Raw genomic sequence first — 19369 nt, 5'->3', positions numbered from 1 at the left:
CCCCGTGGGAGGTGGTCCGGGATCGTTACGGGGTGAGCGTGGTGCTGCTCAGCGGCTGCCCGAAGCGACCCAGGGCGGTGATCTGGTAGACCTTGTCGTAGGAGGACGGGGTGAACTCCGCGCCCGTCTCGAACCCGGCCCGGTCGGCGTACCCGACGGTGTAGAGCTCGTCCTCGCTGGGACCGGCCTCGATGAGCCAGCCGGCGACGTCGGTCGCGCCGTTCCAGCTCATGTACATCGTCTGGGTGCCCTCCTCGGACGGCACCCCGAGCGCCACGTCGGGCTCGGTGGTGGGCGTCGCGTGCCAGTCGGCGAGCTCGGCCCGGTAGGTCAGGTAGCGGTCCTCCAGCTCGGCGGTGAAGACCTCCTCGCCGTCGTCGAACTCCTTGATGGTGCCGGTGGCGCCGAACGTGACCAGCTGGCGGTCGTTGCCCAGCTCCCTGACCGATCCGGCGAAGCCGGCGAAGATCTGCTCGGCGGGCAGGATCGCCTCCACGAGCTCCCCGGTCATGTTCTCCTCGTCCAGCTCGTAGTACGAGGCACGGGAGAACGGGGGCTCGCGGTAGTTGCCGTTGTCGAACACGGAGATCCGCCCGTCGGGCAGCCGCCGCGCGTCGTGCTGGGCGCTGGGCATGTCGGCCGGGTCGGCGAAGTCGAAGTCGTTGTTCTCGCCGCCGAGCCGCCAGAGGATCTCGCCGTTGTCGTGGTCGACCTTGTAAACGGTGCTGGTCGAGCGGGCGCTGAACAGCATGTTGCCGTCGCTGTCGTAGTCCAGCGAGTTGAAGTGGAACAGGTCGAAGACGCCGCCGGGCGGCTGCTCGGGCGTGATCGGGTCAAGGGTCTCGTCCACCGGCACGTGGTCCAGCGCGCTCCACTCGAAGGTGACCTCGCCGGTCTCGGTGTCCCGCTCCTGGACCACCGTGTCCACGACCCTGGCGTCCGCGGGTCCGCCCCACTCGCTGAGGTCGTAGGGCACCGCCACGTAGGTCATCAGCAGGATGTGCGAACCGTCCTCGCTGAGCTCGGCGTCGTGGCCGTCCGTGCGGTACTGGTCGGTCATCGCGAAGCTGGCGACCTCCTGGTAGGAGTCGTCCAGGATCACGTACCGCGGCGGGTTGTCCGAGGGGCCGCCGAACCGGCCGTCCCACATCATCAGGGCCGGCTCACCCTGCCAGGTGATGGGCTCCATGTCGAAGTGGGCGCGCTCCTCGGCGGGCGAGCTCCACCAGACCAGCTCACCCTCCTGGTCGTAGATGGCCCCCTTCGATATGGCCTGGTTGTCGTCGGGGTTGGGCGTCGTGAACAACAGCCCCGGAGTCTCCTCTCCGGTGGACGTCGTGGTCATGCCCTGCGCCTCGATGTCGGGCCGGGTGACGTACTCACCGGTGGGGCTGGCGGTCGTCGGCAACCAGAGGGCGCCGCGCGGGGCCTCGTCCGCGGCCGCCGTCGACACCGTGAGGGGCACGGACAGCGACACGGCCGCCAGCAACGGAGCACATCGGCGCAGCAGGGCGCTTTGTGTTAACTGACGCATCGGTAGGGGTTCTCCTTGTGGGTGGGTGACCCGGCCACGCGACAGTCGCGTACCGGACAACTGGTGAGGCTACGGGGTGACGGTGCGGCTGCCCAGGGGCGACCCTGACGTGTCGAGGGCGGTGATCCTGTAGACCTCGGCACTCTCCGGCGGGACGAACGTGGCGGCGGTCTCGAAGCCCGCCTTCGGGGCGGTGGCGACGGTGCGCAGGTCGTCCTCGGCGGGTCCGGCCTCGACGCGCCAGCCGGCGATCTCGGTGGCGCCGTTCCAGCTCAGGTACGCCGTCCGGGCGCCGTCCTCGGCGGGCTCGGTCAGCACGACGTCCGGCGGGGTGGCGGGCGTGGCGTGCCAGTCGCCGAACTCGGCCCGGTAGGTCATGTAGCCATCCTCCAGTTCGGCGGTGAAGACCTCCTCGCCGTCCGCGAACCCGGCGATGACGCCCGTGTTGCCGAACGAGACGAGCTGGTCGCCGTTCTCCTGGTGCCGGTTGGACCCGGTGATGGGGCCGTGCACCGGCGTCTCGGGCCGGAGCGAGCTGACCAGGTCCGCCGTCATGGCCTCCTCGTCCAGTGCGTAGACCGCGCCGCGGGAGCTCCTGGGCCGGTGCCCGTTGCCGTTGTCGAAGACCGAGAGCCGCCCGTCGGGCAGCCGCCGCGCGTCGTGCTGGGCGCTGGGCATGTCGGCCGGGTCGGCGAAGGCGAAGTCGCTGTTCTCCCCGCCGAACCGCCAGACGATCTCGCCGGTGTCGCGGTCGATCCGGTACACCGTGCTGGTGTTGCGGCCGCTGGCCAGGATGTCTCCGTCGGCGTCGTACTCCAGCGAGTTGAGATGGATCGGGTCGAAGACGCCGCCGGTGCCCGGCCTGCTGAGCGACTCCTGGGTCTCGGTGACCGGGACGTGGTCCAGCGCGCGCCATTCGAACGTGGTCTCGCCGGTCGCGACCTCCTGCTCCTGCACCACCATGTCGATGACGGTGGCGTCGGCCGGCCCGCCGTGCGGGCTGAGGTCCCGGGTCGTCGGCTCGTAGCTCATCAGCAGCACGTGGGAGCCGTCCTCGCTGAACTCGATGTCGTGGGAGTCGGTGGTGAGTCCGCCGCTCGTGGAGAAGCTGGCGACCTCCTGGTAGGACTGGTCCAGGACGAGGTACTCGGTGTCGGTGCCGGCGCCCCCGGGCGGGGCGACTCCGGACGGGGCGAGGCCCCCTTCCCACACCACTAACGCGGGTTCCCCCCGGTAGGTGACGGGCTCCAGGTCGAAGTGCCGGCGCCCGGGCGCCGGCTCGCTCCACCACACGAGCTCGCCGTCGTCGTAGAGAGCGGCCCGGGTCGCGCCCTGGTCGGGGCCGTCGGGCGTCACGAAGAGCATCCCCGGCGGCTCCTTCCCGGTCGTGACGAGGGCGGGTGCGTCGATGTCGGGGCGGGACAGGTACCCGGCGCCGGGGGACGCGGACGTCCCGGCGCCGGGCGCCTCTCCCGCCCCCGGCGCGGTCGCGGTCGCCGATGTGGCGGCGGGCGGCAGGGTCAGCGCCACCCCGACGAGCAGCAGGGCGCACCAGCGGGGCGCGCGCCCGGGCCGGCGCCCCCCGGACGTGCCGGAGCCCACGGGGGCCCACCGCCTGAACCGGGTACCGAACCTGGTCCAGGCGGGGGACACCACCATGGGCTCCGATGAGGTCACGCGGCCGACGCTACGTCAGACCGCTGACATCGGGGATGGGTCACCGGGTGACGGTGGTGCTGCCCAGGGCCTCGCCGAACTCACCCAGGGCGGTGACCTTGTAGACCGCCGCGTCGTCGGCCGAGGCGATCTCGGCGCCCGTCTCGAAGCCCGCCCGCTCGGCGTACCCGACGGTGCTGAGCTCGTCCTCGCTGGGACCGGCCTCGATGAGCCAGCCGGCGACGTCGGTCGCGCCGTTCCAGCTCATGTACATCGTCTGGCTGCCGTCCCCGGCCACCTCGCCGAGCACGGCGTCCGGCGCGGTGGTGGGCGTGGCGTGCCAGTCGTCGATCTCGCCCCGGTAGGTCATCCACCCGTGCTCCAGCTGGGCGCTGAAGTCCTCCTCACCGTCCTCGAACTCGGTGATGCGACCCGTGTTCCCGAAGGTGATCAGCTGGTCGCCGTTCTCCTGCTGCCGGTTGGACCCGGCGAAGGCGGCGAAGATCGGCAGCTCGGGCTCGGTCTCGTTGACGAGCTCGGCGGTCATGTTCTCCTCGTCGAGCTCGTACGAGGCGCCCCGGGAGGCCGGCGGGTCGTGGCGGTTGCCGTTGTCGAACACCGACAGCAGCCCGTTGGACAGGCGCCGCGCGTCGTGCTGACCGCTCGGGATCTGGGAGGCGTCGGCGAAGGTGAAGTCGTTGCTCTCGCCGCCGAACCGCCAGATGATCTCGCCGGTCTCCTGGTCCAGCTTGTAGACGGTGCTGGTGGAGCGGGCGCTGGTCAGGATGTTGCCGTCGTCGTCGTACTCCAGCGAGTTCAGGTGGTAGACGTCGAACCCGCCCGTCATGTCGGGGCGGTCGAGCGGCACCTCCGTCTCGCTGATCGGGATGGAGTCCAGCGCGTTCCACTCGAAGGTGACCTCACCGGTCTCGAGGTCCTGCTCCTGGATCACGCCGTTGACGAGCCGGGCGTCGGTGGGCCCGCCGTACTCGCTGAGGTCGTACTGGACGGGCATGTAGGACATCAGCAGGACCTTGGAGCCGTCGGCGCTGAACTCGATGTCGTGGGAGTCGGTGGGGTACCCCTGCACCTCGAAGCTGGCCACCTCCTGGTAGGAGCTGTCGAGGATGACGTACCGGGTCTCGGGCTTCTCGCCCGGGACCACGCCCGCCTTGCCCTCCCACACCATCAGGGCCTCCTCACCCTGGTAGGTGATGGGCTCCATGTCGAAGTACCCGTGGTCCGGGCCGGCGTCGTCGTACCAGACGACCTCCCCGTTCTCGTCGTAGATGATGGCCTTGGAGTCGGCCTGGTCGTTGTCCGGGTTCGGGGTGGTGAGCAGCAGCCCCGGGATGTCCTCCCCGTTGGTGGTCAGCAGGGGGGCGTCGAGCTCGGGCTGCGTGAGGTACTCCCCGGTCGGCGTCGCCGAGGTCGGCAGCCAGAGGGAGGCCGGCGTCTGGGCCTCGGCCGCGCTGGCTGACGTCGCGGCGAGCGGAAGGGTTAACGACGCCGCGGCCAACAGCGGCGTGTACCGGCGCACGACACGTGCGCTTGCTGAGACCTGACGCATTGTTTCAACATCTCCTTGTGGGGTGGGAGTTCCCGCGCCACGGCTTTCGTGGGCGGGCGTCGGGATGTCGGCGGCCGGTGGCCCCTGGGTCAGCTCCTCGAACGACGCGGTTCGGATCCGTCAACGTGCCTAACGGACGCGCGTCAACGAGGGTTACTGCGTCAGGGTCCGGCTGCCGAGGGGTGCGCCCGAGGCGTCGAGGGCGGTCACCCGGAACACCTGGGCGTCGTCGGGCGGGTGGGTCTGCACCGCCGTCTCGAAGCCGAGGGAGGGTGTCGTGCCGAGGGGCCGCAGCTCCTCCACGGTGGGGCCGGCCTCGATCCGCCACCGGACGACCTCGGTGGCGCCGTTCCAGCTCGCGTAGACCGTCCGGCTGCCGTCCTCGGCGGGCTCGCCGAGCGCGGCGTCCGGCGGCGTCGCGGGCGTCGCGCGCCACTCCGCGCGCTCGGCGCGATAGGTCAGGTGGTCGGCCTCGAAGGTGGCCGTGAACACCGGGCCCGCGGCGTCGTACTCCTCGAGGAGGCCGGTGTCGGCGTAGGAGACGAGCTGGTTGCCGTTCTCCTGTCGCCGCATGGACCCGGTGGCGAAGCCGTAGGTCTGCTCCGCGGGCTGGACGTCCCGCACGAGCTCGGCGGTCATGGTCTCCTCGTCCAGCTCGTAGACCACGCCGCGGGAGTACTGCGGGGTGCGGCGGTTGCCGTTGTCGAACATGGACAGCCGGCCGTCGGGCAGGCGGTACACGTCGTGCTGGTAGCTCGGCAGGGCGGCCGGGTCGGCGACGGCGAAGTCGCTGTTCGCGCCGCCGAACCGCCAGACGATCTCCCCGGTCTCGCGGTCGACCTTGTAGACGGTGCTGGTGTTCCGGCCGCTGATCAGCAGGTCGCCGTCGGTGTCGTAGTCCAGCGCGTTGAAGTGGAAGAAGTCGAACGCGAACGGGACCTCGCCGTGTTCGGTGAAGGACTCCTCGGTCTCCGTCAGCGGAATGTGCTCCAGCGCGTTCCACTCGAAGGTGATCTCGCCGGTCGCGACGTCCTGCTCCTGGACCACCATGTCGACGAGGGTGGCGTCGGCGGGCCCGCCGTAGGGGCTGAGATCGTAGGGGACGAACCGGAATCCGGCGAGCAGCACGCGCGAGCCGTCGGGGCTGAACTCGATGTCGTGGGAGTCCGTGGCGTAGCCGTTCCCGGCGGAGAAGGAGACGATCTCGCGGTAGGAGTCGTCGAGCACCACGTACTCGTTGTCCGGGAGCGTCGAGCCGTCGGCCTGGACCATGCTGCCCTCCCAGTAGACGAGCGCGGGCTCGCCCCGGAAGGTGACGGGTTCGAGGTCGAAGATGCTGTGCTCGGCGGGGGCGTCGCCCCACCAGACCAGTTCGCCCCGGTCGTCGTAGACGACCGCCTCGAAGTCGGGCGCGAGGAAGGTGCCGGGCGTGGTGAAGAGCAGACCCGGGGCCTGTTCACCGGTGCCGCTGGTGGTCAGCGTCGGGGGGTCGATGTCCGGACGGGTGACGTACTCCCCGGTGGGGCTGGCGGTCACGCCGACCAACGCGGGTAGATCCGAGGCGTGCGTCGAGGGGGAGGTGAGGGTGACGAGCAACGCCGCGACAGCCAGGGTCGGACAACATCGGCGTAAGAGCATCGGCACTCTCCATCCACCCACCGTGCGAACAACCACACCAAGTGAAGCTGACGGATCACGTGCGTGTGTGGGGGAACTGGGTTGATCCTGCATCAGTAGCAGTATGGCTGAGCGCCAGTCACATGAACGTAAGCAAAGGCGCCATTGCGCTGTGTGACAGCTCGTACGCACACTGTTGCCATGGCCAAGTCGACCGTGCCCCTCGGGGCCCCGCGGCGCCCGTACCGGAGCTTCTTCACCGACAGCACCCTCTGGGACAGGTACGAACCACGTCCCGGCGACATCGTCATCTCCACGCCGGCCAAGGTCGGCACCACCTGGACCCAGCGCATCACCTCGGTCCTGGTGTTCCAGAGCCCCGAGCTGCCCGAGCCGCTGATGAGCATCAGCCCCTGGCTCGACTGCACCTTCGTGCCCGTCGACGCGATGCTGGAGAGCCTGGACCGGCAGGAGCACCGGCGCTTCATCAAGACGCATCTGCCGATAGACGCGTTGCCCATCCACCCCGGGGTGTCCTATGTGGTGGTGGCCCGCGACCCGCGCGACACGGTCATGTCCTCGCACAACCACTCGCTGGGACTGACCCGGACGGACGTGCCCTTCCGGACGCCCGACGGCGACGACGTGCACACCCCCGACATGCCGGCGATCTCCGAGGACCCGCGCAGCTACTGGCGGGACTACTTCACCCGCAGCCCGTTCCCGTGGGAGTCGAACGGCTGGCCGTTCAACTCGCCCACCCGCCACCTGGAGTCGTGGTGGCCGCACCGCCACGCCGAGAACCTCCTGCTCCTGCACTACCAGGACCTGCTCGACGACCTGGACGGGCAGATGCGCCGGGTCAGCGCGTTCCTGGGCATCCCGGTGAACGAGGAGATCTGGCCCGAGCTGGTGCGCGCCTGCACCTTCGACGACATGCGGACCCGCCAGGACCGGGTCTTCCCGGCCCCGATCGCGCAGGCCGTCTCGGGCTACGAGTTCTTCCACAAGGGGCGGAGCGGGCAGTGGCGGGGCGTGGCCGGTGCGGAGGAGACGGCGCTCTACCAGGCGGCGGTGGCGCCGCTCGCCGACGACCTGCGGGCCTGGCTGACCCGCGAAGATCCGCCGGACAGGGCCTAACGCGGCGCCGGGACCCGGGTGGTGCCCTGGTGCGACGGCGCGGGTCCGGTGGACTCGCGGGGGATGAGGTGCGGCGGCTGGACCTCGGGCAGCGACCGCTCGGGGCTGGTTTCCGCGCCGGTTTCCGCGCCGGTTTCCGCGCCGGCGTCGGCGGCGGTGCCGGCCGGGTCGGCGTCGAGCAGCCGGAACATGGCCGCGGCGGCGGCGCGGCCGAGCTGGGTCAGGTCCTGGCCGATCGTGGTGAGCCGCGGGTAGACCATCGAGCCGAGCGGCAGGTCGTCGTAGCCGATCACCGAGAGGTCGCGCGGCACCTCGACGCCGAGCCGCCGCGCGGCGTTGATCGCGGCCACGGCCATGGTGTCGTTGGCGAACAGGATCGCCGTGGGGCGGGGCCGCGGCTCCGGTTCGGTCAGCAGGCGCCGCACGCTGGCCACCGCGTCCTCGGGCGTGAAGCCGGTGCTCAGCACGTGGCTGGGGCGCAGCCCGTGCGCGTCGAGCGCGGACTCGAAGACCCGGCGGCGGAACACCGTGTGCACCCGGTCCTCGGGGCCCGCCACGTAGGCGATGTGCCGGTGGCCCAGGCCGTGCAGGTGGTCGACCGCCTGCCGGATGCCGGCGTCCTGCGAGCCGGCCTGCACCGAGACGATCGGGTCGGCCCGCCAGGGCGCGCCGACCAGCACAGCGGGCAGCCGGAGCTCCCTGAGCAGCTCGAAGCGTGGATCGCCGAGGCGGCTCTCGGTGAGGATCACCCCGTCGACCCGGCGCTCCTCGGCGAGCCGCCGGTAGGCGCGCTCCTCGGCGCCCGGCTCCTCGCCGACGATGTGCAGCAGCAGTCCGTAGTCGGCGGGGGCCAGTTCGCGCTCGATGCCGGAGATCAGCACGGTGAAGTGCGGGTCGGTGGCCAGCACGTCGGCCGAACGGGCCGCGACCATGCCGATGGCCCGGGTGCGGGCGCCGCGCAGCGCGACCGCGGTGGCCGACGGGGACCATCTGAGCTTCTCGGCGGCCTGGAGCACGCGCTGGCGGGTGGGCGCGGAGATGCCGCCGCGGCCGTTGACGACCTTGGAGACGGCGGAGACCGAGACGCCGGCCAGCGCCGCGACGTCCGCGATGGTGGGCTTGCCCGCCCGCGCGGATCCCGTCCGTCCGGAACCCGAACGCACGGACGGTCTGTGCTCCGCCACCGAGCCGACCTCCTCAGACCTTCACGGCGCCGCCGGTCATGGCCCCTTCCCCGCGGCGCTGGAGGAAGGCATGGGCGACATGGACCGGGATGAGGGTGAACACGCTACCAGCGGCCGGCGCCCCGAGGTCGGTCCCCGACGGTGACCGCGGCGTCGGCACCCTCCTGTAAAACGTTGTACTCAACGAAGATAGAAGGGGACGCTAGCTCGCCATCTTGAGGAAGGCAAGGGCTCGACAGCAGTTTGGTAGAACGATATACCTGTCAGGTCCCGACTCGGCGACCAGGAACAGGAACGACGTGATGAGGCGCAACGCGGCGAAGCTGCAGGACGGCACCGTCTGGATGGGCGTGAACTTCTGGTCGCGCACCGGCGGCCCGCTGATGTGGCGGAACTACCGGCCCGAGGTGATCGACGAGGAGCTGACCACCCTGCGCGAGCACGGCATCACGCTGACCCGCTCGTTCCTCTACTGGCCGGACTTCATGCCCCAGGAGAACACCCTCGACCCGCGGATGCTGGCCCGTTTCGACGACTTCCTCGACCGCCACGCCGCGCAGTCGATGACCACCATCCCGACGTTCCTGGTCGGCCACATGTCGGGCCAGAACTGGGACCCGTCCTGGCGCGACGGCCGGGACATCTTCGCCAGCCCCTCCTTCGTCGCCCAACAGGAGTGGTACGTCCGCGAGACCGCGGCCCGGTGGAAGGACCATCCGGCCGTCGCCGGCTGGCTGCTGACCAACGAGATCCCGATCTACGCCGACTGGCGTTCGCGCGGCATCGGCACCCTGGACGCCGCCGCCGTCACCGCCTGGGCCCGCACCCTCGTCGAAGCGCTCCGCGCCACCGGCGCCGACCAGCCGGTGTCGATCGGCGACGGCGCCTGGGGCGTGGAGGTGACCGGCGCGGACAACGGCTTCCGGATCCGGGACCTCGCCCCGCTCGTCGACTTCCACGGCCCGCACGTCTACCGGATGGAGACCGACCAGGTGCGGCAGCACCTCGGCGCCGCCTTCGTCTGCGAACTGCTGGGCGGCGGCCCCGACGGGCTGGGCGCGGACAAGCCGGTGATCATGGAGGAGTTCGGCCTCACCTCCGACTACGTCTCGGAGGAGAACGCCGCGCACTACTACCGGCAGCTCCTGCACACGACGCTGCTGGCCGGCGCGGTCGGTTGGATCCCGTGGAACAACACCGACTACGACGCGCTGTACGACCAGGAGCCGTACCGCCACCACCCGTTCGAAATGCACTTCGGCATCACCGACCACCAGGGCCGGCCGAAGGAACAGCTGCGCGAGATCAAGCGGTTCACCGAGCTGCTGGAGCGCGTCGACATCGCCCGGCTGCGCCGCCCCGACACCGCGATCGCGCTGGTGGTCTCGTCGTTCCTGGAGTCGCGCTACCCCTTCACCCAGCCCGAGGACGCCACCAGCGTGTTCGCGCACACCCGGCAGGCGTACGTGGCCGCGCGGGAGGCCGACCTGCCGGTGGGCGTGGCCCGCGAGGCCGACGGCCTGCCGGACGACTGCGCGCTGTACCTGCTGCCGTCGGCCAAGCAGCTCACCGCGCCCGGCTGGCGCCACCTGATCGCCCGCGCCGAGGCCGGCGCGACCGTCTACGCCTCCTACTTCGTCGGCGAGCACGGCGTGCAGCGCGGCCCCTGGTGGCCGCGGCTCGACGAGACGTTCGGCGTGGTGAAGCGACTCCGCTACGGCCTGACCGATCCGATCGAGGACGACCGGCTGCGGATGACGTTCCGCCGGGACTTCGGCGGCATCCGGGCCGGCGAGGAACTGGTCTTCCCCGTCGCCGGCACCGAGAACTCCCGCAGCTACCTGCCGGTCGAACCGGCCGCGGGCCCGGACGGCGCCGAGGTGATCGCCACCGACGCGCACGGCCGCCCGGCGCTGCTCCGGCGCGCCGTCGGGCAGGGCCAGCTGGTGCTGTGCACCTACCCGTTGGAGCACATGGCCGCGCTCACCCCGCGGGTCAACCCGGAGCCCAGCTGGCGCCTGTACGCGGCGCTGGCCGCCGAGGCGGGGGTCTCCCCCGACGTCACCGTGCCGGACGACCCACGCGTGCTGGTGGGGCGGATGGACCACGAGGACGGGCGCGCCTTCGTGTGGTTCGTCAGCCAGCACGACGAGCCGCTGGCCGCCCGGCCGGTGCTTTCCCACGGCACTATCCTCGACCTGACCAGCGGCGAGGAGCTGTCCACCGTGCAGTTGCCGCCCTTCGGCGTCGTGGTCGCGGAGCTCGCCGAGGAGCCCGCCAGGACCGCCGCCGAGCCCACCGTCTGATCCGGGGAACGAGCACCATGAAGATCGAGTCGGCCGAGACCGTCGTCACCAGCCCGGGACGTAACTTCGTCACCCTGCGCATCACCACCACCGACGGCGTCACCGGCCTCGGCGACGCCACCCTCAACGGCCGGGAGCTGGCCGTCGAGACGTACCTGCGCGAGCACGTGGTGCCCCTGCTGATCGGGCGCGACGCGGGGCGCATCGAGGACACCTGGCAGTACCTCTACCGCGGCGCGTACTGGCGGCGCGGCCCGGTGACGATGGCCGCGATCGCGGCGGTGGACACCGCGCTGTGGGACATCAAGGCCAAGGTCGCCGGCATGCCGCTGTACCAGCTGCTCGGCGGCGCCTCGCGCGCCGGCGCGCTGGCGTACGGCCACGCCTCGGGCCGCGACGTGCCCGAACTGCTCGACTCGGTGCGCGCCCACCTGGACGCCGGGTACCGGGCGATCCGGGTGCAGACCGGCGTCCCGGGCCTGGGCTCGGTCTACGGCGTGGCCGCCAGCCCCGCGGCCGCGGGCGGGAAGCGGTACGACTACGAGCCGGCGCAGCGCACCGCGCTGCCCGTCGAGGAGACCTGGGACACCCGCGCCTACCTGCGCCACGTGCCAGGCGTCTTCGAGGCGGTGCGCGCCGAGTTCGGCCCCGAGCTGCCGCTGCTGCACGACGGCCACCACCGGATGACGCCGATCCAGGCCGGCCGCCTCGGCCGGGACCTGGAGCCGTACGACCTGTTCTGGCTGGAGGACGCCACGCCCGGCGAGGACCAGGCGGCGCTGCGGCTGATCCGGCAGCACACCACCACCCCGCTGGCCATCGGCGAGGTGTTCAACTCGGCGCACGACTACACCACGCTGCTCCAGGAGCGACTCATCGACTACGTGCGCTCCGCCGTCACCCACACCGGCGGGATCACGGCGATGCGGAAGCTGCTGGACATGGCCGGGCACTACGGCGCGAAGTCCGGCATCCACGGCCCCACCGACATCTCGCCGGTGGGCATGGCCGCCGCCCTCCACCTGGACCTGGCGATACACAACTTCGGCATCCAGGAGTACATGCGCCACTCGGCCGAGACGCTGGAGGTCTTCCACACCTCCTACACCTTCCAGGACGGGCTGCTGCACCCCTCCGACGCGCCGGGGCTCGGCGTCGTCCTGGACGACGAGGCCGCTACCCGCTTCCCCTACGAGCCCGCGTACCTCCCGGTCAACCGCCTCACCGACGGCACCGTCCACGACTGGTGAGGCCCCGCCCGAGCGGCGCGGACCCGCGCCCGGCCGTGCCCGCGCCGCTCAGAGGATGTCCCAGTCCAGCTCCCCCCGCCCGGTGACGAAGGGTTCGTAGCCGGCGAGCTCCTCGCCGGTCTCGACGGCCGTGGCCACCCGGGCCAGCAGCGTGGGCAGGTCGGTCCACATCGGGTGCCGGCCGAACTGGCCGCCGTCCACCTTGTCGGCATGGCCGATGCGGCCCGGTCGGCCGTGCGGGCGCTGGTCGATCACCAGATGGCCCCGCCGCCGGCGCCCATCGCTCCAGCCAGCCCTCGATCCTGGCCCAGGACTCGGCCACCGGAGGCCCCGCCGATGCCGCCTCCGCGGTCGATTCCGTCGATTCCGTCGAACCCGTCGAACCCGTCATGAGGCACAGACTAGGGACGGCCACTGACAGTCACCGTCGGGCCGCCGCGATGCGGGCCAGCAGGGCGGGGGTCCAGTGGTCGCCGTAGCGTGCCCACAGCTCGGGCCGCCGCCAGTCGTCCCCGGTCACCGTCCCGCGGCATTCGATGGGCGCGCCGCAGGAGCAGGGCATGACGAATCCCGAGTCCCAGGTGCTGGTGGCGTAGTCGCTGGTCAGCTCGTCACCCTCCGGGATCGCCCGGCGGGCCACCAGGGTGTAAGGGCCGTCCCACCACAGTGTGGGGTCGCAGCCGTGGTTGCCGTAGCCGATCGACCGCTCGCCGCGCGGCGGGAGGACGAGGTGTGTGGACTCGGTCACCGCGATGGTGTCGATGTAGGGGCGGTCAGGACGGTCCGCGGCCTCGGCGAAGAGCTCCCGCAGCTCGGCGTCCGTGACCAGTCGCCCGCCGAACCGGGCCACCACCGTTCCGGCCGGGATCGGTGCGCGCGCGAACAGGCCCGAGCCCGCGATGGCGGACCGGCGGACCTCCGCGTCGGGGTGCAGCCAGGCCCCGGGGGGTGGGGGTATCGATGCCATCGGTCCATCCTGCACCGACCGGACGGGTCCCGCGCGGCCGGGTCGTAGGGGGGCCAGCACCACCCCCGGGACGCCAGTTCGCCGGATGGAGCCGCCGGGGCGCGGATCCGTAGCGTCGGTGACGACACGACGTGGGAAGCGGGAAAGGGGCGGACGATGGCGGAGCGACGGGCCAACTGGGCCTGGCTGGGCCTGATGGCGGCGGGGCTGGGGCTGGTGACGCTGACGGCGTTCGCCCTGCCGGACGCGGACGCGGCCGCGAACACGGCCGGCGCGCACGGTGGAGGGTCGCAACTGGCGCGCGACGCGCGGGCGATCGAGGCCACCGGCGCCACCGGCGTGCTCGCCGCGACCCAGGACGCGTCGGGCGACCGCGACGCCGCCCGGGCGGGCGTGGCCGACCTGGACGGGGACCGCCCCGTCCCGTACGACTCGTACTACCGGATAGGCAGCGACACCAAGACCTTCACCGCGGTCGTGGCGCTGCAGCTCGTCGCCGAGGGAGTGCTCGACCTGGACGACACCGTCCAGGAGTGGCTGCCCGGCGTCGTCGCGGGCAACGGCCACGACGGCTCCCGGATCACCCTCGCCAACCTGCTGCGCCAGACCAGCGGCCTGCCCGACTACGACGAGGTCGTCTTCGGCGACATCGAGAACTACACGCCCGAGGACTACCGCGAGCAGCGGTTCGAGGGGCAGACCCCGCGCGAGCTCGTCGACGTCGCGCTGCGCAGCCAGCCGCCGGCCTGGCTGCCCGATCCGGAGGACCCGTCGTCCGAGACCCGGTGGGCGTACTCCAACACCAACTACCTCCTCGCCGGGATGATCATCGAGGAGGCCACCGGGCACACCTGGGAGCGGGAGGTGCACGAGCGCGTCGTCGAGCCGCTCGGCCTCGCCCACACCCTCACCCCCGGCACCTCGGCGTACGTGCCGGAGCCGACGGCCACCGGCTACCTGCAGTTCCCCGGGCGCGAGGACCTCACCGAGACGCCGCTGTTCGTCAACGCCGGGCCCGACGGCGCGATCATCAGCACCACACAGGACCTGAACACCTTCCTGCGCGCCCTGATGGGCGGCGAGCTGCTGCCGGCGGAACAGCTGGCCGAGATGAAGGAGACCGTGCCGGCCGAGGACTTCGGCGTCGCCGGCGCCGAGTACGGGATGGGCATCGCCTGGGCGCCGCGCTGCGGGAACGGCGAGGGCTTCTGGTTCCACGGCGGCACGTCGCTCGGCACCGTCTCCGAGGGCGGGGTCACCGAGGACGGCGACGCCGCCGTCTCGACGGCGGTCTTCACGCTGAGCTTCGCGGACCAGGAGCGGCAGGAGGCGCAGAACGCGGCGACCCAGGAGCTCGTCGACCACGCCCTGTGCCCGTGACACCCGCGCGCCGGCGCGGCGCGCCCCCCGGTGGGATCAGAGGATCTCGCCGGGGGCGTACGCCGCGGCCTCCGGGTACCGCTTCACCACCTCCGTGACCTTCGCCAGCACCGCCGTCACCTGATCGTGCGCCGCGCCGGTGAAGGACAGCCGGTCGGTCATCAGCCCGTCGAGCGCCCCCCGGTCCAGCGGGATCCGGGGGTCGGCGGCGAGCCGGTCCAGCAGCTCGTTCTCCGGCGCGCCCTGGCGCAGCCGGAGCGCGGCGGCGACCGCGTGCTCCTTGATCGCCTCGTGCGCCGTCTCCCGACCCACGCCCGCCCGCACCGCGGCGATCAGCACCTTCGTCGTCGCCAGGAACGGCAGGTACCGCTCCAGCTCGCGCTCCACCACCCGGTCGAAGGCGCCGAACTCGTCCAGCACCGTCAGGAACGTCTCGGCCAGCCCGTCGAAGGCGAAGAAGGCGTCGGGCAGCGCCACCCGCCGCACCACCGAGCAGGAGACGTCGCCCTCGTTCCACTGCCCGCCGGCCAGCTCGGCGGCCATCGAGGCGTAGCCGCGCAGCACCACGGCCAGGCCGTTGACCCGCTCGCAGGAGCGGGTGTTCATCTTGTGCGGCATCGCCGAGGAGCCGACCTGGCCGGCCCTGAACCCCTCGGTCACCAGGTCCTGCCCGGCCATCAGCCGGATCGTGGTGGCCAGCGAGGACGGTCCGGCGGCCAGCTGCACCAGGGCGGAGACCACCTCGTAGTCCAGCGAGCGCGGGTAGACCTGACCCACCGAGTCGAACCCGCGTCCGAAGCCCAGGTGGCCCGCCACCCGTCGCTCCAGCTCCGCCAGCCGGTCCCGGTCGCCGCCCAGCAGGTCGAGCATGTCCTGCGCGGTGCCCACCGGGCCCTTGACGCCGCGCAGCGGATAGCGGTCCAGCAGCTCCTCGACGCGGCCGAACGCCACCAGCAGCTCCTCGGCCGCCGACGCGAAGCGCTTGCCGAGCGTGGTGGCCTGGGCGGGCACGTTGTGCGAGCGGCCGGTCAGCACCAGGCCCGCGTACTCGCCGGCCAGCCGGGCCAGCCGGGCCAGCACCGCGACCGCCCGGTCGCGGACCAGCTGGAGCGAGAGCCGCAGCTGCAGCTGCTCGACGTTCTCCGTCAGGTCGCGGGAGGTCATGCCCTTGTGCACGTGCTCGTGCCCCGCCAGGGCGTTGAACTCCTCGATCCTGGCCTTCACGTCGTGCCGGGTGATCCGCTCGCGCGCGGCGATCGACGCCAGGTCGACGCGTTCGGCGACCGCCTCGTAGGCCGCCACGGCCCCCTCGGGCACGTCCACCCCCAGCTCTCGCTGGGCCCGGAGCACCGCGAGCCACAGGCGGCGCTCCAGCACCACCTTGTGCTCGGGGGACCACAGCCGGGCGAGCTGTGCGGAGGCGTAGCGGGTGGCCAGAACGTTCGGAATGCGTGGCTTGTCGGTCGCTTCAGTCACGCTCCGGATTGTACGACCCGTGAATTTGTGCGAATTAGGATAGGTTCGGTGATATGAGTCAACAGCGTTTGGGATTTCGCGCGTTGCGGGTCGGCGACGGCACCGACGGGCGGTGGGCGGCGGAGGGCGAGGCGGCGCTGCGGCAGGCTGAGTCGTTCCTCGCGGACGAGGCCCGCACCCCCGAGGGCGCGGCCCGCGCCCGGCGGCTCTTCGAGGAGCACATGCCGGAGCTGGTCCCGGTGCTCGACCGGCTCGCCGCCCAGCTCCCCGACCCGGCGCTGGCCGCGACGGCGCTCACCCACGTCGGCACGCGCCCGTTCTACGCCGCCTGCACCGCGACCGGCGTGGCCGGCGTGCTGCTGCGCAACTACGACTTCCCGCCCGACGAGTGCGACCGCGCCATCGTCTCCTCGACCTTCCTCCGCCCCGTGATCGGCATGAACGACTCCGGCTGGGGCCTGCTGGACGGCATGAACGACGCGGGACTGGCCGCCTGCCTCACCTTCGGCGGGCGCTTCGTCCACGGGTACGGCTTCACCATCCTCATGGGGCTGCGCTACGTGCTGGAGACCTGCGACACGGTCGAGCAGGCGGTGGCCGTGTTCGAGCGCCTGCCGATCAGCCTCGCCCAGAACGTCGTGCTCGTCGATCGCGAACAGTCCGTGACGCTCTACCTCGGACCCGACCTCGACGCCCCGATCCGGGCCGGCGAGCCCACCCTCAGCTGCGCCACCAACCACCAGCACCTGCCGGTGCCGGAGCGGCAGGAGCGGGAGAGCCGCACCCAGGAGCGGCTGGCCACCGTCCGCAAGGCCGCCGCCGCCGACGATCCGGTGGCCACCACGCGCGCCGCACTGCTCCGGCCGCCGTTGCACGTCGACGCCTTCGACGACGGCTACGGCACGCTCTACACGGCCGAATACCACCCCGCCGTCGGCCGCGTCGGCTACCACTGGCCGGACGGCTCCAGTTGGTCCCAGTCGTTCGCCGCCTTCGCCCCCGGCGAGCGCGAGGTGACCGCGGGCCGCGGCTGAGCACCTCCCGATCCGGCCGCCGGTCGACCGGAACGCGCCAACCCCGCACGCGGACGTATCTCCCGCCTGGACAGGCTCGTTGAGCAGGAGACCGGCCGGCGCGGGGCCGGGGGTCGAGGCCCAGGGGGCGGAAGGCGGGAGAGACCATGACCACCACCGAACAGGCGACGACGGTCGACGAGGTCATCCAGCGCATGCGGGAGATCGACGCCGCGCTCGAACCGGCCGACGGCATCGCCTGCTTCAACCGGATGTACCTCAAGGTGACCGAGCTGGTGAAGCAGAACCTCACCGAGGGCTTCTTCGCCGACGGCCCGTTCATCGAGCGGATGGACGTGATCTTCGCCAACCTCTACCTGGCCAACATCGACGCCGACGCCGCGGGCCGCGCCGTCAACGCCGCCTGGCGGCCGCTGTTCGACGCCCGGTCGAACCGGACCATCTGGCCGGTGCAGTTCGCCCTGGCCGGGATGAACGCCCACATCAACCATGACCTGGCCCTGTCCGTCATCGACACCTGCGTCGAGCGCCACACCACCCCCGACACCCCGCCGGTGCACGACGACTACCAGAAGGTCAACGACCTGCTCGCCAGCGCCGAGGCCGAGGTCCGCGCCGAGTTCGAGCCGCAGATCGTGCGCGTCCCGACGGAGAGCGCCGAACCGCTGAAGCACATCGTCAGCAGCTTCAGCATCGAGACCGCGCGGAACACCGCCTGGGGCACGGTCCAGTCGCTGTGGCCCCAGCGGAACAACCCCCTCACCTACCGGCCCGCGACCGCCGCCCTCGCCCAGAACACCGGCCTGGCCAGCACCCTCCTCCTCACCCCGGTCATCCCACCGCCCGCCGACTGACCCACTCGCGCGAGCCGATCCGGCCGGGTCGTCGTGTCCCGCAGAGGGCCGATCCGCCCAGCGGCTCGGCGACGCCTCGGACGCCGCCGCGGGCATGCCCCCGCCGGCCACTGCCTACTGGCCGACCCCGGAGTTCAACCGCCTGAACATGGGGCTGTGCACGTTGGCGCTGAAGCGATATGACGAGGCCGCCGACCACCTCACGTTCGGGCTGGCCGCACTACCGGACGACCTGAGAGACGCGCTCTGGACCCGGGAGCACCGGGAGGCCCTGCGGAGGGCGGTGGAGGCACGGTGACGGCGTCCGGTCGCGACGCCCGTCCTGGTCAGCCCTGAGCGTCCTGCCCGGGGCCCGCGCTCGTTGACAAAGCGGAACGGCGCTCCGTATTTTTAACGGAACGCTGCTCCGCTTTGTTGGAGCGGCCACCCGACAGAGGAGAGTCGCAGGATGATTCTGGTCACCGGAGGTCTCGGGTTCATCGGCTCGCACACCGTGCGGGCGCTCGGGGACCTGGGCGAGGAGTGCGTGCTGGTCCAGCGCCGAGCCGTCGAGCTGCCGGCGGATCTCGCCGGCGCGCGCGTCGCGGTGGAGCAGGCCGACATCAGGGATCTGACGGCGCTGCGCGACGTCGGCACCCGCAACAAGATCACCGGCATCGTGCACCTCGCCGGGTCCATGCCCTGGCCGCCCAGCCCGGAGCGGCCCATCGACGCGGCGCGGCAAGCGATCGGCGGCCTGCTCAACGTCCTCCAGGCCGCGCGGGACTGGGACGTGGAGCGCGTCGGCGTCGCCAGCACGATCGGCGTCTACGCCGGCGTCACCGGCGAGGGCGCGCTCGGCGAGGACCTGCCCCTGCCCATGACGTCACCCCACCTGATCCCCACCTTCAAGAAGATCGGCGAGCTGCTCAACGACCACCTGGCCGACGCCACCGGCCTCGACATCGTCAACTACCGCATCTCCGCCACCTGGGGACCGGGCGACCCGCATGGTCCGCTGTTCTTCGCCGCCCCCGAACTCGTCCACGCCGCCGTCCGCGGCACCGAGCCCGACCTCTCCCCGCTCCCCGCGCCCGCCTACGCCGAAGACGCGATCGACCTGTGCTACGTCAGGGACACCGGCCGCGCCATCGCCCTCCTGACGCTCGCCGACCGGCTCAACCACCGCACCTACAACGTCGCATCCGGCCGCGCGACGGACAACGCCGAGATCATCGCCGCGATCAGGAAAGTCGTCCCCGACGCCCGGATCGACCTCCCCACCGGCGGAACCGGCCAGCGGAACCACCTCGACACCACCCGGATCCACCAGGACACCGGGTACCAGCCCGCCTACGACACCGAACGCGCCGTCGCCGACTACATCGCCTGGCTCCGCGCGGGCCACGAACGCTGAGCACG

Annotated in this window: 16 protein-coding genes; 8 read left to right on the top strand and 8 right to left on the bottom strand. The window is 71.8% G+C overall.

The features are described from left to right. Nucleotides 1–25 precede the first annotated feature (25 nt). The 4 genes from ABGB06_RS06945 to ABGB06_RS06930 all read right to left on the bottom strand — a co-directional run bounded on the left by ABGB06_RS06945 (nucleotide 26) and on the right by ABGB06_RS06930 (nucleotide 6398). A complete protein-coding gene (locus ABGB06_RS06945) occupies nucleotides 26–1534 on the bottom strand; it encodes an arylsulfotransferase family protein (protein WP_347586302.1) in 1509 nt (502 codons plus the stop codon). Between the two features lie 69 nt (nucleotides 1535–1603). Next, nucleotides 1604–3211, bottom strand: a complete 1608-nt coding sequence (locus ABGB06_RS06940; RefSeq protein WP_347586300.1) for an arylsulfotransferase family protein — start codon at nucleotides 3209–3211, stop codon at nucleotides 1604–1606. A gap of 40 nt (nucleotides 3212–3251) precedes the next feature. After that, nucleotides 3252–4760 (bottom strand): arylsulfotransferase family protein, encoded by a 1509-nt coding sequence (locus ABGB06_RS06935; RefSeq protein WP_347586298.1) that lies wholly within the window; start codon nucleotides 4758–4760, stop codon nucleotides 3252–3254. Nucleotides 4761–4913: 153 nt separating this feature from the next. Further along, nucleotides 4914–6398 (bottom strand): arylsulfotransferase family protein, encoded by a 1485-nt coding sequence (locus ABGB06_RS06930; RefSeq protein ID WP_347586297.1) that lies wholly within the window; start codon nucleotides 6396–6398, stop codon nucleotides 4914–4916. Between the two features lie 180 nt (nucleotides 6399–6578). Between ABGB06_RS06930 and ABGB06_RS06925 the strand changes: the two genes are divergently transcribed. Then, nucleotides 6579–7517, top strand: a complete 939-nt coding sequence (locus ABGB06_RS06925; RefSeq protein ID WP_347586295.1) for a sulfotransferase domain-containing protein — start codon at nucleotides 6579–6581, stop codon at nucleotides 7515–7517. Here ABGB06_RS06925 and ABGB06_RS06920 read toward each other — a convergent pair. Then, on the bottom strand, nucleotides 7514–8701 hold the full coding sequence (locus ABGB06_RS06920; protein WP_347586293.1) for a LacI family DNA-binding transcriptional regulator: 1188 nt from the start codon (nucleotides 8699–8701) through the stop codon (nucleotides 7514–7516). The two genes, ABGB06_RS06925 and ABGB06_RS06920, sit on opposite strands and share 4 nt — an antisense overlap. Nucleotides 8702–9003: 302 nt before the next feature. Between ABGB06_RS06920 and ABGB06_RS06915 the strand changes: the two genes are divergently transcribed. Both ABGB06_RS06915 and manD read left to right on the top strand, forming a co-directional pair. Beyond that, nucleotides 9004–11007 carry a cellulase family glycosylhydrolase gene (locus tag ABGB06_RS06915; RefSeq protein WP_347586291.1) on the top strand — a complete coding sequence of 668 codons (2004 nt, stop codon included), beginning with the start codon at nucleotides 9004–9006 and terminating at the stop codon, nucleotides 11005–11007. Nucleotides 11008–11024: 17 nt separating this feature from the next. Continuing rightward, entirely contained in the window at nucleotides 11025–12257 is a 1233-nt protein-coding gene (manD, locus tag ABGB06_RS06910) for a D-mannonate dehydratase ManD (RefSeq protein WP_347586289.1), read from the top strand. A 48-nt stretch (nucleotides 12258–12305) separates the two neighbouring features. Here the strand turns inward: manD and ABGB06_RS06905 are convergent, their stop codons facing one another. Beyond that, entirely contained in the window at nucleotides 12306–12512 is a 207-nt protein-coding gene (locus ABGB06_RS06905; protein WP_347586287.1) for a hypothetical protein, read from the bottom strand. Between the two features lie 166 nt (nucleotides 12513–12678). Continuing rightward, nucleotides 12679–13224, bottom strand: a complete 546-nt coding sequence (locus ABGB06_RS06900; protein ID WP_347586285.1) for an SET domain-containing protein-lysine N-methyltransferase — start codon at nucleotides 13222–13224, stop codon at nucleotides 12679–12681. Between the two features lie 156 nt (nucleotides 13225–13380). On the opposite strand from ABGB06_RS06900, the gene ABGB06_RS06895 reads away from it, so the two are divergent. Further along, nucleotides 13381–14604, top strand: a complete 1224-nt coding sequence (locus ABGB06_RS06895) for a serine hydrolase domain-containing protein (RefSeq protein ID WP_347586283.1) — start codon at nucleotides 13381–13383, stop codon at nucleotides 14602–14604. 36 nt (nucleotides 14605–14640) lie between these two features. Here ABGB06_RS06895 and purB read toward each other — a convergent pair whose 3' ends face one another. Continuing rightward, the gene (gene purB, locus ABGB06_RS06890; RefSeq protein WP_347586281.1) at nucleotides 14641–16080 is read right to left on the bottom strand and encodes an adenylosuccinate lyase; all 1440 of its coding nucleotides are present in this window, start codon (nucleotides 16078–16080) and stop codon (nucleotides 14641–14643) included. Nucleotides 16081–16133: 53 nt separating this feature from the next. Here purB and ABGB06_RS06885 point away from each other — a divergent pair, with 53 nt between their 5' ends. From ABGB06_RS06885 to ABGB06_RS06870, 4 genes are all read left to right on the top strand, one after another. Then, entirely contained in the window at nucleotides 16134–17114 is a 981-nt protein-coding gene (locus ABGB06_RS06885; protein WP_347586279.1) for a C45 family peptidase, read from the top strand. A gap of 146 nt (nucleotides 17115–17260) precedes the next feature. After that, nucleotides 17261–17968 carry a DUF5995 family protein gene (locus tag ABGB06_RS06880; RefSeq protein ID WP_347586277.1) on the top strand — a complete coding sequence of 236 codons (708 nt, stop codon included), beginning with the start codon at nucleotides 17261–17263 and terminating at the stop codon, nucleotides 17966–17968. A gap of 94 nt (nucleotides 17969–18062) precedes the next feature. Next, nucleotides 18063–18266: a hypothetical protein gene (locus ABGB06_RS06875; protein WP_347586276.1), complete on the top strand. Its 204-nt coding sequence runs from the start codon at nucleotides 18063–18065 to the stop codon at nucleotides 18264–18266. A gap of 150 nt (nucleotides 18267–18416) precedes the next feature. Then, nucleotides 18417–19364 carry an NAD(P)-dependent oxidoreductase gene (locus ABGB06_RS06870; RefSeq protein WP_347586274.1) on the top strand — a complete coding sequence of 316 codons (948 nt, stop codon included), beginning with the start codon at nucleotides 18417–18419 and terminating at the stop codon, nucleotides 19362–19364. Nucleotides 19365–19369 lie beyond the last annotated feature (5 nt).

Source organism: Streptomyces sp. B6B3 (genome assembly GCF_039871525.1).
Lineage (GTDB): Bacteria > Actinomycetota > Actinomycetes > Streptomycetales > Streptomycetaceae > Streptomyces.
The sequence above is the reverse complement of the archived record's forward strand: the minus strand, read 5'-3'. Positions and strand labels throughout refer to the sequence as shown.

Bases quoted from the DNA above. Each gene is read 5' to 3' on its own strand.
- ABGB06_RS06900 (WP_347586285.1), bottom strand. From the start codon at position 13,224: ATGGCATCGATACCCCCACCCCCCGGGGCCTGGCTGCACCCCGACGCG.
- ABGB06_RS06885 (WP_347586279.1), top strand. From the start codon at position 16,134: ATGAGTCAACAGCGTTTGGGATTTCGCGCGTTGCGGGTCGGCGACGGC.
- ABGB06_RS06930 (WP_347586297.1), bottom strand. From the start codon at position 6,398: ATGCTCTTACGCCGATGTTGTCCGACCCTGGCTGTCGCGGCGTTGCTC.
- ABGB06_RS06895 (WP_347586283.1), top strand. From the start codon at position 13,381: ATGGCGGAGCGACGGGCCAACTGGGCCTGGCTGGGCCTGATGGCGGCG.
- ABGB06_RS06875 (WP_347586276.1), top strand. From the start codon at position 18,063: ATGCCCCCGCCGGCCACTGCCTACTGGCCGACCCCGGAGTTCAACCGC.
- ABGB06_RS06880 (WP_347586277.1), top strand. From the start codon at position 17,261: ATGACCACCACCGAACAGGCGACGACGGTCGACGAGGTCATCCAGCGC.
- ABGB06_RS06925 (WP_347586295.1), top strand. From the start codon at position 6,579: ATGGCCAAGTCGACCGTGCCCCTCGGGGCCCCGCGGCGCCCGTACCGG.
- ABGB06_RS06915 (WP_347586291.1), top strand. From the start codon at position 9,004: ATGAGGCGCAACGCGGCGAAGCTGCAGGACGGCACCGTCTGGATGGGC.
- manD (WP_347586289.1), top strand. From the start codon at position 11,025: ATGAAGATCGAGTCGGCCGAGACCGTCGTCACCAGCCCGGGACGTAAC.
- ABGB06_RS06870 (WP_347586274.1), top strand. From the start codon at position 18,417: ATGATTCTGGTCACCGGAGGTCTCGGGTTCATCGGCTCGCACACCGTG.
- ABGB06_RS06935 (WP_347586298.1), bottom strand. From the start codon at position 4,760: ATGCGTCAGGTCTCAGCAAGCGCACGTGTCGTGCGCCGGTACACGCCG.
- ABGB06_RS06945 (WP_347586302.1), bottom strand. From the start codon at position 1,534: ATGCGTCAGTTAACACAAAGCGCCCTGCTGCGCCGATGTGCTCCGTTG.